We start from the raw sequence: 15,000 nt of genomic DNA, 5'->3' as shown, positions 1-15,000 counted from the left end.
CCACTTCCTTCAAGAAACGAGATTCCATTCCATCCATATATCGGGTTTTACCAACCATTTTTTAACAAGGAAAAATTATCCTCCATTTAAGCAATCTTGAAACAACTGTTATTGCAAAATAAATTCCGACTGTTGCCAGGAGTTGAGAGCGAGAGAAAGAAGTTCTCAATTTGCAAAGAAAAGACGCGCATAGGGGAGGATTTAGCTTTAAATTCTTAACCAAAATAGGCAGGTACTGAATTAAAAGAGTACCTGCCGAACAGCAAAAAGGCCCTCCCGATAGGTTGAAAACCTTTGAGAACAGCCTCTTTGTTCAGATCTGGAGTGAATTTTCAGCTAGTTCAAGAGGAAGAGCAAGTGACCTCCTTATGGGCATCCACCTTTGGAGACTCCCAATTCACCAAAAAGATGCCCAAGCAAATAAAAGCCCCGCCCGCCGAAACATACCAGGCGATTCGTTCGCCCAGCAGCAGCCAACTGGAAAGGACGCCAAACAACGGAACAAGAAACAAAAAGGCGCTCGTCTTGGCCGGGTCCCCGTTCTTAAGCAAATAAAACCAGAGCGAAAATTGCACGATGGAGCCCAAAATAACGAGCCATAGCACGACTAAAACAGATGCACCCGTAAATGTAAAGTAGGCATGTTCTGTGAACGCACTTAATAGAAGTAAAACAATTCCTCCAGCAAGCATTTGATAAGCTGCAAGGACCGTCATGTCGAACTCAGCACCCCAACGCTTGATGAGAAGGGTAGCTAAAGCGAAGCAAACCGCACCTGCGAAACCAATGAAAGTGCCGATTTGGATGTTCATTTGGAGCCCGAAGGTCATCGCGACACCAACAAAACCAATCGCAACACCAAGCCATTGACGGCCGCGATACTTGGCTCCAGTCAAGAAAGTCCCGAGAACGATGACGATCAGCGGGTTCGTACAAGTAATAATCGAAGATTCGCTTGAGGTGATCCAATGCATGCTGTAGTAGGCACAGCCCATCACACCCGCGGATTGAAAGAGGCCGATTACAGCTGATTTCAGCCACTGTCTGCCACCTCGCGGACGTGGCTTTTTGGCAACCAACAGAGCCAGCAAGCCTCCTGCGAGCACGAAGCGGATCCCCATCAGAAAGAAAGGCGTCGCGTACAGCATGCCGATTTTCCCTACCGGAAACGCAACTCCCATAACAAAGGTGGTAATTAGAATAAGGCAGATATATTTGAATTTATTCATCAAAAAAACCCTCCATTTCCTAGCAGTAAGCTAATTGTAAGGGAAGGCTTCTATTATGTATAATGATTGTTAATGATACTGGATATCACAATGAATGATACCAAAAATCTACAAGGGGGTTGCGAGATGGAAAGCCCAGATTTGCGCGTTTTTCAAATGGTCGCCCGTGAAGGCTCCGTCACCAAGGCCGCTCAGCGGCTCGGCTATGTGCAATCCAACATCACAGCTCGGATCAGACAGCTTGAATCGGAACTGCAAACCGTACTTTTTTACCGACATAACCGTGGCATGTCATTAACTTCAAGCGGCAAAACATTACTTGCCTATGCAGATAAAATTGTCGGATTGCTGGATGAAGCATTCCTCGCCCTTTCGTCCTCAGGGAAACCTAGCGGCCCGCTTCTGATTGGATCTACGCAGACTGCCGCAGCCGTTCGATTGCCTAAACTGCTCGCTTGCTACTACGAGCAGCATTCGAATGTCCAGCTCTCTCTAACAACAGGCCACTCGCAATTTTTAATTGAAAAAGTACTCCATTATGAATTGGATGGCGCCTTCATTGGCTGCTCGTGCACACATCCCGAGCTGGTATCCATTCCTGCCTTTGAAGAGGAATTAGTCATTGCAGCTGGCCCTAATGTGGCCGATCTTACAGAAGCTTTGGCGAAGCCCATCCTTGTTTTCAGTTCAGGCTGCTCCTATCGGGATGTGTTGGAACAGTGGCTTCAATCCATCGGTAACACGCAGCCCATCATGATGGAATTCGGTATGCTGGAAGCTATTATTGGCGGGGTATCTGCGGGGCTAGGTATCTCCCTAATGCCCAAAGCTGTTGTTCGTAAGCATGAGGCGGAAGGTTTGATTCGTACTTTTGAAATACCCCATCGCTATCGTCGTATCCATACGGAATTCATTACCCGAAAAGATGCCTTCGTGAGCAGCTCACTCAGCACCTTCATGGCTATGCTGCCTGAATCAAGCGGAGCCATCAACTAGCTGGCTGCCGCTCAGCCAATTTCCCATCTTCACTGGCTGTACGCCGCTTGATTTCTCATAAACAAGATTCCCATTGCTCCATGTGGCTGCGACTTTGCAGGAAAAGGTCTTCCCCGCATAAGGGCTTTGCTTATGCCGATCGAGAAGCTGCTCATCTGTCAATTCATAAGCCTTATTCAGCTGGATCATGACGAGATCGGCATCAGCCCCTATGCGAATTTCGCCTTTGCGCGGATGCAGCCCGAATCGTTTGGCCGGTGCGTAAGACAGCATTTCGGTCAGTTGTGTTAGCGGGATTTTGCGCTTCAGATGACCTTCATCCAGCATCAATTCCAGTGAGCTTTGCGCCTCAGCTATGCCTCCCCATGTTTCCAAATAGTTGTCTGACAATTTCAAATCTCCCAGGCAGGGGGAATGATCCGACGATATCATATCAATATAACCTAACCGAAGCACATGCCAGAGCATATCCTGCTCTTGCTTGCTTTGCTGCGGAGGCGCGCATTTGGCTTTCGGACCAAACTTCTCCAAATTAACCCTAGTTAAGGCCAAATAATGCGGACACGTTTCCACAGTCACATTAACGCCTCTTTCTTTGGCTTTGGCAATGACCATAATGGCTGCCGGACTGCTAATATGAACGAAATGCAACGGGCATCCGGTCTGCTCGGCATAAAACAAAGCGCGATTCACAGCCTCCAACTCGGCCAGGATCGGTCTTGAAGACGAGTAATCCTTGGCGGAAACCGTTCCTTCTACTTGGCGAATTCTTCCTAATTGCGAGACCAGCGATTCGCTTTCGGCGTGAATGGCAAGCACACGATTCAAGCGAGCAATCCGCTTCATCCCTTCCCATAAGGTACGATCGTCCTCCTCGGAGAAAGCTTCCTCCCCCGGCTCGCCAGGTGAAGACATGAACGCTTTGAATCCGACAACCCCCGCTTCATTCAGGGCTTCCAAGTCATCCAAGTGGCCTGGAACGAGGCCGCCCCATAGTGCATAATCCACGTGAGACTGCGCTTCAGCTGTTGCCAGCTTTTGCTGCATGGCCGCAAGCGTAACGGTTGGTGGGACACCGTTTAGAGGCATATCCATGTAGGTCGTACATCCTCCCGCCGCCAAAGCTGCCGAGCCCGAAGCGAAGCCTTCCCAAATCCCAAGTCCTGGTTCATTCAAATGAACATGAACATCTATCATTCCTGCCATCATCGTCATGCCTCGCGCATCCACGATCGTCTCGGCATCCTCTCCAATCTGTTCACCCAATGCCACGATCTTGCCGCTCTTAACACCTATATCCAGCATGCGAACTTCATCTCTAAGAACGATGGAGCCTCCGCGAATGATCAAGTCAAAGTGGTTAGCCATTCCGTTCACCCCTGTTGTCTTAAGAAATCTTACTTGAATTCAGCTTCTATCAACGAAGGATCGTCGCTTTCTCCGCCGCTCATAATCTCCTTGATCGTGTTGTTTTTACCCTGATCGTAATCCCTATTCGTCATGAACGTCAATATATCTAACATGAATCAGCATGATATTTGTATATCGAAACAAATTCTCACCTTAAATTTGTTTTGAGGAATAAACTAGTCGCACCCAAGATTAATCCCCCTCATTTAACGTAATGTTATATAACATCTCATTCGGCACACATACTTCTTGGAATAAATGCAAATAATGTCACTACTTCTCATTAGGAGGCCACACTTATGAATAATCAGCGCGCCCAAGAAATTGCCACCTCGTCAACGATGGCACATGTGACTTTCAACGGAGTCCCGATCTACATCCAACATGTTGATACGAACACGGAAACTGCTAGAATCTACCCTTTGGATCAACCTCATGACGAAAAGGAAGTCCCCTTGCACAATCTCGTGGAAGTTTCCGAATTGTATGGAACAGAGAATGCCCATATGGTGTGTCCTGCCCCGCAGGATTAAGAAACGCCGTCAGGGAACATCGCGGCCTCTGAAAAGTCCGAGGCCGCCTCAAAAGCGAAAAAGCGCCTAACCCGCTTCGAGCCCGCCAAAATGGCAGGCTCAAAAGCAAAAAAGCAGCCGACCCTCTCCGAGCCTGCCGAAAAAGCAGGCTCAACCACCAAAGCAGGCTGCATCCCTGCTTTTGTTAGACGAGACTGCCAAAACGGCAGGCTCAAAAGCAAAAAAGCACCTAACCCACTCTGAGCCTGCCGAAAAGGCAGGCTCAACCACCAAAAAAGGCTGCATCCCTGCTTTTGTTAGCCGAGACTGCCAAAATGGCAGGCTCAGAAGCAAAAAAGCTGCCCAACCACTCTGAGCCTGCCGAAAAAGCAGGCTCAACCAACGAAGAAGGCTGCATCCCTGCTTTTGTTAGACGAGACTGCCAAAATGGCAGGCTCAGAACAAGAAATGCCTAACACGCAAGGGGGATCGGCCATATTTCTTTTCTCATCCCATCCTGCGACGCATTTTAATGGAATAAATCCATTCATACATAATAGGGACAACGACGAGCGTGAGCAGTGTCGAGGTGCTTAAGCCTCCAATAACAACGACGGCCAAGCCTTTCGATACGATCGTCCCCTTTGATAGACCAAGAGCTAATGGCATCAAAGCCATAATGGTCGCACCTGCGGTCATAATGATCGGCCTCAAGCGTGTCATCCCCGCTTCAACCAACGATTGGCGCAGCGGATGCCCCTGCTGAGCTAGTTGCTGGACCCTGTCGATAAGAACAATGGCATTCGTCACGACGATGCCGATTAGCATTAGAAACCCAATCAAAGAAGTGACGTTGAGTGATTCCCCGGTAACGAAGAGGCCCATTAAACCCCCGATTGCCAAATGAATCAACATGGTCAACACCTTTAATGCCCTCTAGTCCAGGTAAAATCATATCTTTGAAAGCCTGATCGAGCTCCGTTTGATTCGTTCCCTCTTCAGCATAAAGCGCCAAATGATAGATAGGTTCAGAAGCGAACCCCGCCGTTAATACCCTAGGCTTTTCTGCGCCCTGCGGAAGCCGCACATTCGCAATCAAACTTTCCACATCTTTTTTAACATCCTCAGGTTTCTTGCCTTGTTCTAGTCGGATAACAATTTGCGAGTAATTATCCTGCGAACGGGAGCTTACATTCTGGAGCCCTTGCATTCCCGCCACTGCTTTCTCCAACGGTTTGGTAACCAACTCCATGACATCTTTTGGAGGAGCTGTATAATCAGTCGAAATAATAACAATCGGATAGGCAATATCCGGCATACTCTCTACCTTCAAGTTCGCAGCAGCGTAGCATCCCCCAGCAATCAACAGCCAAATCACAATACATACAGCCGCAACATTCTTCATCGAAAACTCGGTTAATTTCGTCAATTTCTCTACTCCTCCCCTCACTGGACGCCTAAAAAATCGCATGACAATAAAGCCGATTCTACCTTAGGGGCAATAATCGGCTGTGTGTGCATATGCGGGATGCTAACCTTTTTTTACTACAAGTATCGTGTCCTCCTTACCATTCCATTTGATTTGAAGTTTAAAGCTATCTTCCTCAACATAAGGCGTTTCTTTGATAGACTTTCCGGTTATTTTCAAATTTTTCGAGTTCGATTCACTATTGCCGCTTTGATTAAAATTCCCACTATCCATAAAAGAGTAACTGACATTTTTAACTGACTGACTGTCTTTTCCAATATACGTGATCGCATATTCTTTGACATTTCCGGATGGATTTACTGTGCATTCCACCCGCCAATCTTCCGTTTTCCCGGTAAATTCGATAGGTTTTGAGCAGCCTATCATTCCTAATAAGCTTACTAGCATCAGGCATACCATCCATCGTCTCATAGCAAAGCCCCTTTAGACGTTGTTTTCCTAATTCCATTACACAAGCTTTAATTTCACGAAAAAATGAATCTGTCCGCCGCTTTGCTCGGCCCAAATAGCGCCTTCGTGCGACTCCACAATACTTTTGGCGATGGCGAGCCCCAGGCCCGACCCTCCTGTATTGGAAGAACGCGAAGCGTCGACCCGATAGAATCGATCAAATAATTGATGCAAGGCGTCATCGCTAAGCCATTCTGCTCGATTGCTAACTTGCAGGGTGACATACCGATAATCATGGCGCAAGCTGACAGTGATCTCTCCCGGCTTCAAGCTGTACTTGAGCGAATTTCCCAGAAGATTCTCAAAGACACGAATCATCTTATCCACGTCGATACGAACCAACAGCTTCTCCTTCGGAATCGTGCGGATGATCGTTAGCTGCTGCTCCTCAGCCGGCGTGACATACTCCTCAAGCAATTGGTCTAACAGTTCGTTGATTGCAACCCCTTCTTTGTAAAGAGGCTCATCGCGATTGGATAACTTCGTGTACTCGAACAAGTCATCAATGAGCAGCTTCAGCTTTTCAGACTTATGATAAGCAATACTAATATAGCCAGACGCTTGCTCAGGTGTCTCGTAGCCCTTATCGTGCAGCAGCCGCAAGTAACCCATGATAAGCGTCAGAGGCGTGCGTAAATCATGAGAAACATTCGTAATCAACTCACGCTTCAAACGTTCGCTCCTTCTTTCCTCCTCAATCCTTTTCTGCAAATCCTCTACCATGAAGTTCAGATCCCGAGCTAGGGAACCAAGCTCATCTTGACTGCGTTCAACGACGCGATAATCCAAATTCCCCGTCGCAATGATGCGCAGACCACCAGCCAGTTCCTCAATGTGGCGCATTTTCTTTTGTGTCATGAAGTAGAACAAAAGGATAAAAACAGCCACAGCGCTCAGCAAGGACAACGGGCTTTCCCCCTTCTGATACGTAATGTGTGGTTCCGGGATGCCGGAGACAATCAGATAAGATTTTTGGCCCAGATAGTTGACAGGGTAAAAACTGGAAAATTCTTTACGGCCATAATCCAGGTCCGTACGGGCGTTCATCGCGTTGCCAATCACATTGTGAATTTCGACATTCGTTTCCGCAGCGTTTGGGCTTCGAAAGACGACTCGACCTTCCAGATCCGTTATTAGAACCTTGAATTTCTGGTCATTCATTCGGTTCACATGATTTTCGAAAAACTCCGGCCTCCCTCCCCAACTTCCGCCACCGGACAGATCTCGTTGGTTTTGTAGGGATGATAATTCATTAACCAAGCTGCGGGCTTCACTATCTATTCGTTCAATCCCGAACTTATAGTCAATAACAGCCGCCCGTCGCATTTCTCCAAACAGTTTGGAAGAGAGGCCATACGTCAGTGATCCCGCCAACAAACAGATGGCAAAGGTAAGCATCAACTGCATCCGCACGCTTCGATTCACATGACCTATGCTAATCTTATACAACGTCCGAACCAAAATAATCAGCTTCCGAAGCAGGGTAAAAGGGAAAAGGCTAAATGGAAATCGGTTCAGTTTAGAGTAAGGATCGAGATCGTATCGTTTATTCAACTTTGTAGCCAACCCCCCAAACTGTTTTTATGAATCTCGGGTTTCGTGGATTTGGTTCAATTTTTTCACGAATTTTGCGGATATGGACCATAACCGTATTGTCGGAGTCATAATAAGCTTCCTTCCAGATAGTTTCATACATTTTTTCCGAGCTCCATACCATCCCCCGGTTGCGGACCAGCAGTTCAAGAATGGCGAATTCCCTCGGGGTTAGCTTGATTTCTTTGCCTTCCAGCTTGACTTCATGCGTCTGTGTGTTGATCGTCAGCTCATCCACTTCGAGCTCGTGATCCTTGTTCACATGCGGCACATTAAGCCTAGTGTAACGGCGCAGTTGAGATTTAATTCGAGCGATAAGCTCCAAAGGATTAAATGGTTTGCTCATGTAATCGTCAGCGCCTGAGCTTAAGCCCCAGATTTTATCCATATCCTGACTCTTGGCAGAGAGCATGATGATGGGCATATTTTTTTGCTCGCGGATTTTAAAGCAAGCCTCGATCCCATCCATTTTCGGCATCATGATGTCGAGTACGATCAGATCTACCTCTTCCTTCTGAAGAACCTCAAGGGCTTCCATGCCATCAGACGCTCGAAGCAGCTGATAGCCTTCATTTTTCAAATAAATGGCCAGCATATCTATAATTTCTTTCTCGTCGTCAACAAGGAGTATTGTTGGTATTGCCATCCAGAGGAATCCTCCTTTACATTTGTGTGTAAGTAAAAGCTAGTTATAACCCTATGTACTGTGTTTTGTGGATATCCATAAACGTATCAAGTTGATCTGACAAATACAATCAAAATGTTGATAGCTATCATGAGACTTAGTATAGGCACTGAATCTTAACAGATTGTGGGGACAATTCTTAAGATTTTCTTAACGCACTAGTCTTAAAAAAAAAGCCAAGTCCGCATGGGACCTGGCTTTCCATATTAGATTTCCTCGAAATCTGTATTATCCTTATACGTATCTGGATCTTCCCATTGATCTCCGCTCAAGTCTTCTTCGCCGTGCTGCTCCCCTTGTTCGTCTTCTGCTATATTTTGCAAATCATACGCATTGATGGTCAAGATTGGATAAGCGTGGTTGGCTGCCAATTGCGCAGCTTGCTGTTTCATGAATCTAGGAGAGCCTTCTGTATCTTCATCATAGACTAGCAAGATGCCATCCGAGTTGCGAAGCAGAAACTTATCCCGTTCCTTAAACTGCCAAGGACCTTCATATTTGGTCTTCGTTATGCTGTTCACATAATTAGCACGCTCAATCACACTCGTATAGCAATTCTTCTTATCGTCGCTCCATTTCTCTTCCTGTTCCAGAAAAGGCGTAATAATCGCTAATTTCAGCTCTGGGCATGTACTCGCTCTAAGTTCAAGCACGGCCTCGGCCGCCCACAACTCTACACCCCAACCCCCACTAACGACAACCCATTCCAATCCTTCCTCGACAAGAGCAATAAGCTTCTTCTGGATCGCTTTTTTTATAATCGGAATTCCCGGATGCTTTAATGAAAAAATGCCTAATTCAGATGCTTTGTACCCTGTAATCAAAATCCGTTTCAAAAAATGACCACCGCCTTGTTGACACTTCTTACAGATTAACATAGTTAGCCCCCTATAGAAAGGAACGAAACGAGCTATAAACTGCATGATTAGTTCAATTTGCGTTATGTTAATGTTCGAAAACATGACACAATAATTTATAATTGATTGAAAATTCCAAAATAATGATTGAATTCTTTTATATTTTAAGCTAATCTGAATTCAATGTAAGAATATATAACATAATTAAAGGGGTGGAGAGTAAATGAATATCGCATTGGTTGCTCATGACATTCACAAAAACTTAATCGTAGACTTCGTTATTGCTTACAAACATATCTTTCAGAAGCATAACCTTTTTGCAACAGGAACGACAGGGAGAAGAATCAGTGAGGCTGCCAAACTAGAGGTGACCGGCTTGCGCTCAGGGCCACTTGGAGGAGATCAACAAATCGGAGCTATGATTGCGATGGATGATATTGATTTACTGATTTTTTTTCGCGACCCGCTGTCTGCGCTTGGACACGAACCGGATATTTCCGCCTTGCTTCGCCTATGTGATGTTCAGAGGATTCCTCTTGCTACGAATGTCGCGACCGCAGAAATGCTGATCCGCGCCATGGAGAGCGGATTTCTCTCCTGGCGTGAAGAAATCCGCAAGTATGACACCTTAAAACTAAACGGAACAGACAACAGTATCTAACATCATGCCTGTCTGGAAGCCTCTGCAAGCTTCTCAACCAACCAAGGATAAGCCTGGCTCCCATCGACTTCATGAACTCCATCATAGAGATGAACATGCAATCGATCTTCCGCACCACTTTGTATATACAATTTCCTTAAATACGCAACAGCAACTTCTACCGTTTCTACAGGAAAAATGGGATCTTGTTTGCCAGATGCGATAAACAAGGGACGAGGAGCTATCAAACCAATTAATTCAGGCAGCTCTGCGTATGCCAGAACGCCCGGCAAATAATTGTCGATGCAATGGCGAATAGGCATAATGCTGCCTTTGAATGTATTCGCAAAGGCGCACAGGACTGTCGCTTTCACCCGCTCATCAATAGCTGCTGTATAGGCGGCGATAAGTCCGCCTCCTGAGAAACCAAAGCAGCCGACGCTGCTGCTGTCCACATCATCCCGAGACAATACGTAGTCAAGCGCTCGCCTCGCTTCCTGCACGCGCAATGCCGCTAACGATATCCCGTATAACAGCAAATGCGAAGCCAGGGTTTGGCAGGAGGAGTTCCCTACTTTCCCCTCCTTCTGATCCTCAGCTAGCCTTCGATCCCCGAAGCCGATAATCTCAGGAGCAATCACGATGAAGCCGCGCCTAACGAGCTCCAGCGCATAATTGCCATGAATGTCCGGCTCACCTGTATGCTCAGTGCCATCCGCATTCAATCCTACGATCTGCCTGCTCCCGAACCCATGACCATGCAAGGTTAGTACAGCAGCTCGCTTTTCCTTCAAGCCTAGTGGAATCAATACATAAGCAGGCACTCGAAAGCCCATGTAGGTTCCAAATTCAATTCGCTCACGAATATGATCACTGAGCTCAATACGTTCAAGAAGGACAGGATGTAGATCATCCTGTCCTTCTTGAAGCGTCAGCGAGCCAGTCAATTGCTCCTTTAACCGCAGCTTATACGAATCAGCCGTTTCATGTTCTTGCTCTTGAAGCCGCTTGCCGGCATAAGTGTTATAAAGGTTCTCCATGATAGCATCTGGATTCCACATGCCGCTCGCCTCCAACCTTTATTAGAAAGTGACCAATTTATCTACCGCAACAGGCTGTCCCGTACGTAATGAAATGTTCCCTGCTATGCCAGTCAGAATGGACATCGCACCATCCACATGAGAGGCTGCTCTGGCAAAGCGGTCGTCGGAAGCCTTATCAAAAATGTCTCGCAGCAAGATCGGATCACCGCCGCCATGTCCCCCGGCAAGCTCTTCAATTTCCACTTCGTATGGAGCCGCGAACATCGGGAATACCTTGATTGATTTGGTCTTTAATGCACCTTCGTCCGCTTTGTCCCCACCGGAATTCACGTACGATTTCTCAACTACCCGGAGTTCAATACGGCCCTTGCTGCCATTGATCATGACATTGAAGCCTTCCCATGGCATGTAGGCATTCAAAGAATACGTAAGAATGGCTTTATTTTTGTAGCGAACCATAACCCCCATCGTATCTTCAATGCTGATCCCATCGCCAAAAACGCTCTGATCGCGTTGGTAACCGTCTTCGTGTTCCGCATCCAAATACATCCCTTTTAGATGCTTATTCGTATCCAAATGCAGTGCGAACGGATCATCCTTGGCATTCTCATTCCCCGTAGCTCGTTGATAGAACTTCGTTTCACCGCGTTTTTCTGCATTTTCTCTGCCATAGAACATGAGGCCGCCCATCGCAAATACCGTATCAGGACGCGTACCGAGCCAGAAATTAACAAGATCGAAATGATGCGTCGATTTGTGCACCAGCAGCCCGCCGCCATTGCGCTTATCGCGGTGCCATCTGCGGAAATAATCAGCGCCATGCTCGGTGTTCAGCAGCCACTCGAAATGTACCGAATGAACATCCCCAACGGCTCCGTCCATAATCAGCTCGCGAATTTTCGTATTGTGCGGAGCATAACGGTAATTGAACGTCACGCGAAGCTGGCGTCCCGTACGTTTAGTTGCATCGAGAATTTCTTGACATTTCTCTTCATCTACCGTCATTGGTTTTTCGGAGATGACATCACAACCAAGCTCCATTGCTTTGATAATGTAAGTATGATGTGTCCGATCCACAGATGTCACAATGACATAATCAGGCTTTTCGTTGCGAATCATTTCCTCGAATTGATCTGCTTTATAAGTTGGAACCGCATTGTACTCATATTTATCAACCAGTAGTTGGTTGGTATAATTCATTCTCGTTTGGTTAATGTCGCAAATCGCAACCAATTCGGACGTCTCTTGAAAATCTTTCACAATCGCTCCATAGAAAAATTCTGCTCTTCCACCTGTACCGACTACTGCATAACGTTTTTTCATTCCGTTTGTACCCCTCTCGAATGTGGATATGTCCTACCTCAAGAGTAATACAATATTTGCTGCGTTTCTATTCAAATATTACCTTTATAGTTTCTTTCCTTGCATATCTTGCTATAATAAAAAGAACATATTTGATTGAGATAAGAGGTGGTTAGCCTTGCAGCCATTCGCGATTGAACGACTTCGCAGAGATCATGCTTTCTCCATGAACGTGAACCATTTCCATGATACCTATGAAATTTATTATTTACTCAGTGGGAAACGCCACTATTTTATACAAGACCGTTCTTATTACATTCAAGAGGGCGGCCTCGTTTGCATCGATAAAAACGTGCTTCACAAAACTCGAAATGTCGATGCAGCACCGCACGAACGTATTTTACTAAGCTTTGATGATCGCTTTATTCGATCCATTGGCGAAGATGCCGCTGAGCAGCTGCTCGTGCTCTTTCAGCAAAACCATCATGTCTTCTCCCTTTCGGGCGCGAATCGCACTGTTGTAGAGAATTTGCTCTTTCATATTTTGCGAGAACAGCAGCAAGAGCAAAGCGGTTGGCAGCTTAACAGCAAAGCATTATTTACACAATTGCTGATTATCTGCTCGCGGCTCACAGACAAACTAAATACGGTGGACGAACAGCCCCAGCCGCACAATCCCAAAATGTACGAAATTGTCTCCTACATCAATGAGGAATTTCGCAATCGGCTGACACTCGCCTCGATTTCCGAAACCTTTTATATCAGCCCAAGCTACTTCTGCCGCTCGTTCAAAGAAACAACTGGCTTCTCGTTCGTTGAATACTTGAACAACGTGCGCATTCGCGAAGCCCAGCGTCTGCTGCGTGAAACAAAGCTCAAAGTCATTCACATCGCCGAGCAATCCGGCTTCGACAGCGTCGCCCACTTCGGCCGTGTGTTCAAGCAAGTCACCTCGCAGACGCCTCTTGAGTGCCGGAAGCTGATGCGGCACGTGCTGTGAGGTGACGGGGAAGGACTACGCGGCGTATGTCGAAGGCTGATGCGTCATATGCCGTGAGATGACGGCGAAGAGGTAGGCGATGGGATGCTGCCGCCCCGTCCCGCCCCGCCAATTAGCGGATCATAGTTCCTTTTTACACTACGTTCTGCGTTATCGCATAGCCCAAAGGGAACTATGGTCCGCTATATGGCTGAAAACCGCCTAAATTCACTCCAAAGCATTCCTGTAGATGCTAATATTTTGGTTTTGCAAAAAACAAGCACCCTCTGTACATTAAGATCATATCACCGGCCAGTGACTAACATGATCTAATAACAGGAGAGTGCTCACTATGAAGTTTAAACAAAGACATTCGGAAAATCAACGGATCGAACGAATTACCACGAATCATCTTATCGTTGGTGTAGATATTGCCAAAGAAAAACACGTTGCTCGGGCTGTCAATTTCCGTGGGATCGAAATCGGACGACCTATTTCGTTTGAAAACGGAAGGGAGGGTTTCGAAAAATTATTTCGCTGGATTCAAAACTTACTAGTCCAAAAAAATCTCACTTCGTTCCTCATTGGACTCGAACCAACGGGGCACTACTGGTTTAATCTTACTGACTGGCTAACGCAAAACAACTATGAAGTCGTTCTGGTCAATCCCTTAACCACATATAGAAACAAAGAGAATCGAGACAACAGTCAGTCCAAAAACGATTTCAAAGATGCTTTGGTTATCGCAGATGCGGTCAGCCGGGGATTTTACTTTCCTTATCATCAGCATGGGGACGTTTACCAGCGTATACGTATGGTCATGAATGACCGCGAATACTGGGTGAAACAGCAAACAAGTCTAAAAAACCGCATCTTCCGCTTACTTGACATCCACTTTCCCGAGTACTGCCGTGTTTTTGAGGATTGGACAACCGTCCGTTCCCTGGCCTCACTCAAGATCTTTCCGTTACCTGCAGATGTAGGACTATTAACGCCGCTGGAGATGGTATCTTTATGGAGGGAAAAAGGCGGAATGAAGCGAGCTGGGGGCAGAACAGGCATGGAGATCGCTGCCAGACTCATCGCAGCAGCCCGCAATTCCGTCGGCAGTAAAGTAGGGTACGTGGAAGCGCGGAATGATCTGAAAAGGCTTCTTGAGGACTATGAGCGCTTGGCTGAACGACTGCGAGAGTTCGAACAAGAGCTGGAAAGGCTGCTTGAACCACTACCGGAGGTCCCCTTACTACGGAGCTTGAAGGGTTTGAGCACGTTGATGATCTCGGCATTGTTGGCAGGGTGCGGGGACCTAAGCAAGTATGCGCACGGTCAACAAATCCTCTCGCAAGCCGGAATGAACCTCGTGAATCAGAGTTCAGGCAAGCATCAAGGTAAAGTGACCCTTTCAAAGCGTGGAAGGCCCCAATTGCGAAAATATTTGTATTTAGCGGTACTCACACTTGTCAACAATCATCCGAGTTTTCAGCAGTGGCATATCCACAATGTACAGGTCATGAAGATGAAAAAGCACCGCTCTATTTTTAAATTAATCGGTAAATTAGCACGTATAATCATCGGTATGGTAAAACGGCAAGAAGAATTCAAATCGGACATGGAGCAGCAACAAGCTGCTTAGTTTATCCTAGTCATTGTTTATTGTGCTCCGCTGGAGTGTCAGAAAGTTGAAGGAAGCAACGCTTTTTAACTAGGGGCGTATGTTGGCCCATTCGTAGGATCACGCATGACGAAAAGCACGGAAGTACCGAGTAGTAGTTCCCAAAGGGCACAGACCCGTTACTAGAGCATCTCGGCCTCCAC

14 protein-coding genes and 3 pseudogenes are annotated in these 15,000 nt (G+C 46.6%); 5 read left to right on the top strand and 12 right to left on the bottom strand.

The annotated features are described in order from the left end of the window. Positions 1-341: 341 nt before the first annotated feature. Positions 342-1,229, bottom strand: a complete 888-nt coding sequence (locus BC351_RS21695) for a DMT family transporter (protein ID WP_079414891.1) — start codon at positions 1,227-1,229, stop codon at positions 342-344. A 126-nt stretch (positions 1,230-1,355) separates the two neighbouring features. On the opposite strand from BC351_RS21695, the gene BC351_RS21690 reads away from it, so the two are divergent. Next, a complete protein-coding gene (locus BC351_RS21690; RefSeq protein WP_079414890.1) occupies positions 1,356-2,225 on the top strand; it encodes a LysR family transcriptional regulator in 870 nt (289 codons plus the stop codon). Here the strand turns inward: BC351_RS21690 and allB are convergent. Continuing rightward, on the bottom strand, positions 2,205-3,593 hold the full coding sequence (allB, locus tag BC351_RS21685) for an allantoinase AllB (RefSeq protein WP_079414889.1): 1,389 nt from the start codon (positions 3,591-3,593) through the stop codon (positions 2,205-2,207). The genes BC351_RS21690 and allB overlap by 21 nt on opposite strands. A gap of 29 nt (positions 3,594-3,622) precedes the next feature. Then, a complete protein-coding gene (locus BC351_RS43965; RefSeq protein WP_279628357.1) occupies positions 3,623-3,748 on the bottom strand; it encodes a hypothetical protein in 126 nt (41 codons plus the stop codon). 186 nt (positions 3,749-3,934) lie between these two features. On the opposite strand from BC351_RS43965, the pseudogene BC351_RS21680 reads away from it, so the two are divergent. After that, positions 3,935-4,108, top strand: a pseudogene (locus tag BC351_RS21680) (small acid-soluble spore protein H); the annotation flags it as partial. Between the two features lie 56 nt (positions 4,109-4,164). Here BC351_RS21680 and BC351_RS21675 read toward each other — a convergent pair. The 7 genes and pseudogenes from BC351_RS21675 to BC351_RS21645 form a co-directional block, all read right to left on the bottom strand. Beyond that, on the bottom strand, positions 4,165-4,383 hold the full coding sequence (locus BC351_RS21675; protein WP_144028490.1) for a hypothetical protein: 219 nt from the start codon (positions 4,381-4,383) through the stop codon (positions 4,165-4,167). A 271-nt stretch (positions 4,384-4,654) separates the two neighbouring features. Then, a pseudogene (locus tag BC351_RS41705) lies at positions 4,655-5,053 on the bottom strand (efflux RND transporter permease subunit); the annotation flags it as partial. Between the two features lie 84 nt (positions 5,054-5,137). Further along, positions 5,138-5,552, bottom strand: a pseudogene (locus tag BC351_RS21665) (efflux RND transporter permease subunit); the annotation flags it as partial. A 126-nt stretch (positions 5,553-5,678) separates the two neighbouring features. After that, positions 5,679-6,047 (bottom strand): hypothetical protein, encoded by a 369-nt coding sequence (locus BC351_RS21660; RefSeq protein WP_079414884.1) that lies wholly within the window; start codon positions 6,045-6,047, stop codon positions 5,679-5,681. A 36-nt stretch (positions 6,048-6,083) separates the two neighbouring features. Beyond that, entirely contained in the window at positions 6,084-7,640 is a 1,557-nt protein-coding gene (locus tag BC351_RS21655; RefSeq protein ID WP_079414883.1) for a sensor histidine kinase, read from the bottom strand. Next, positions 7,633-8,325, bottom strand: coding sequence for a response regulator transcription factor (locus BC351_RS21650; RefSeq protein WP_079414882.1), 693 nt, complete (start codon positions 8,323-8,325; stop codon positions 7,633-7,635). Before BC351_RS21650 ends, BC351_RS21655 begins: the two co-directional genes overlap by 8 nt. 245 nt (positions 8,326-8,570) lie before the next feature. Beyond that, positions 8,571-9,242: an SLOG family protein gene (locus BC351_RS21645; protein WP_167388040.1), complete on the bottom strand. Its 672-nt coding sequence runs from the start codon at positions 9,240-9,242 to the stop codon at positions 8,571-8,573. A gap of 202 nt (positions 9,243-9,444) precedes the next feature. On the opposite strand from BC351_RS21645, the gene BC351_RS21640 reads away from it, so the two are divergent. Then, complete coding sequence (locus tag BC351_RS21640) at positions 9,445-9,882, top strand: methylglyoxal synthase (RefSeq protein ID WP_079414881.1); 438 nt, start codon at positions 9,445-9,447, stop codon at positions 9,880-9,882. 2 nt (positions 9,883-9,884) lie between these two features. Here the strand turns inward: BC351_RS21640 and BC351_RS21635 are convergent, their stop codons facing one another. Together BC351_RS21635 and BC351_RS21630 are read right to left on the bottom strand one after the other, a co-directional pair. Then, positions 9,885-10,922, bottom strand: a complete 1,038-nt coding sequence (locus tag BC351_RS21635; RefSeq protein ID WP_079414880.1) for a dienelactone hydrolase family protein — start codon at positions 10,920-10,922, stop codon at positions 9,885-9,887. A gap of 21 nt (positions 10,923-10,943) precedes the next feature. After that, complete coding sequence (locus tag BC351_RS21630) at positions 10,944-12,227, bottom strand: Gfo/Idh/MocA family protein (RefSeq protein WP_079414879.1); 1,284 nt, start codon at positions 12,225-12,227, stop codon at positions 10,944-10,946. A 157-nt stretch (positions 12,228-12,384) separates the two neighbouring features. Here BC351_RS21630 and BC351_RS21625 point away from each other — a divergent pair, with 157 nt between their 5' ends. Together BC351_RS21625 and BC351_RS21620 are read left to right on the top strand one after the other, a co-directional pair. After that, entirely contained in the window at positions 12,385-13,206 is an 822-nt protein-coding gene (locus BC351_RS21625) for an AraC family transcriptional regulator (RefSeq protein ID WP_079414878.1), read from the top strand. Between the two features lie 331 nt (positions 13,207-13,537). Next, positions 13,538-14,818, top strand: a complete 1,281-nt coding sequence (locus BC351_RS21620; RefSeq protein ID WP_079414877.1) for an IS110 family RNA-guided transposase — start codon at positions 13,538-13,540, stop codon at positions 14,816-14,818. The last annotated feature ends 182 nt before the right edge of the window (positions 14,819-15,000 follow it).

The organism is Paenibacillus ferrarius (assembly GCF_002027705.1).
GTDB classification, from domain to species: Bacteria; Bacillota; Bacilli; order Paenibacillales; family NBRC-103111; genus Paenibacillus_E; species Paenibacillus_E ferrarius.
This window is presented reverse-complemented; position numbering and strand designations above follow the sequence as displayed.

What these genes read in the sequence shown, in the direction of transcription:
- BC351_RS21695 (WP_079414891.1), bottom strand. Translation starts at nt 1,229, where the DNA reads ATGAATAAATTCAAATATATCTGCCTTATTCTAATTACCACCTTTGTT.
- BC351_RS21690 (WP_079414890.1), top strand. Translation starts at nt 1,356, where the DNA reads ATGGAAAGCCCAGATTTGCGCGTTTTTCAAATGGTCGCCCGTGAAGGC.
- allB (WP_079414889.1), bottom strand. Translation starts at nt 3,593, where the DNA reads ATGGCTAACCACTTTGACTTGATCATTCGCGGAGGCTCCATCGTTCTT.
- BC351_RS43965 (WP_279628357.1), bottom strand. Translation starts at nt 3,748, where the DNA reads ATGTTAGATATATTGACGTTCATGACGAATAGGGATTACGATCAGGGT.
- BC351_RS21660 (WP_079414884.1), bottom strand. Translation starts at nt 6,047, where the DNA reads ATGAGACGATGGATGGTATGCCTGATGCTAGTAAGCTTATTAGGAATG.
- BC351_RS21650 (WP_079414882.1), bottom strand. Translation starts at nt 8,325, where the DNA reads ATGGCAATACCAACAATACTCCTTGTTGACGACGAGAAAGAAATTATA.
- BC351_RS21645 (WP_167388040.1), bottom strand. Translation starts at nt 9,242, where the DNA reads ATGTTAATCTGTAAGAAGTGTCAACAAGGCGGTGGTCATTTTTTGAAA.
- BC351_RS21640 (WP_079414881.1), top strand. Translation starts at nt 9,445, where the DNA reads ATGAATATCGCATTGGTTGCTCATGACATTCACAAAAACTTAATCGTA.
- BC351_RS21635 (WP_079414880.1), bottom strand. Translation starts at nt 10,922, where the DNA reads ATGTGGAATCCAGATGCTATCATGGAGAACCTTTATAACACTTATGCC.
- BC351_RS21630 (WP_079414879.1), bottom strand. Translation starts at nt 12,227, where the DNA reads ATGAAAAAACGTTATGCAGTAGTCGGTACAGGTGGAAGAGCAGAATTT.
- BC351_RS21620 (WP_079414877.1), top strand. Translation starts at nt 13,538, where the DNA reads ATGAAGTTTAAACAAAGACATTCGGAAAATCAACGGATCGAACGAATT.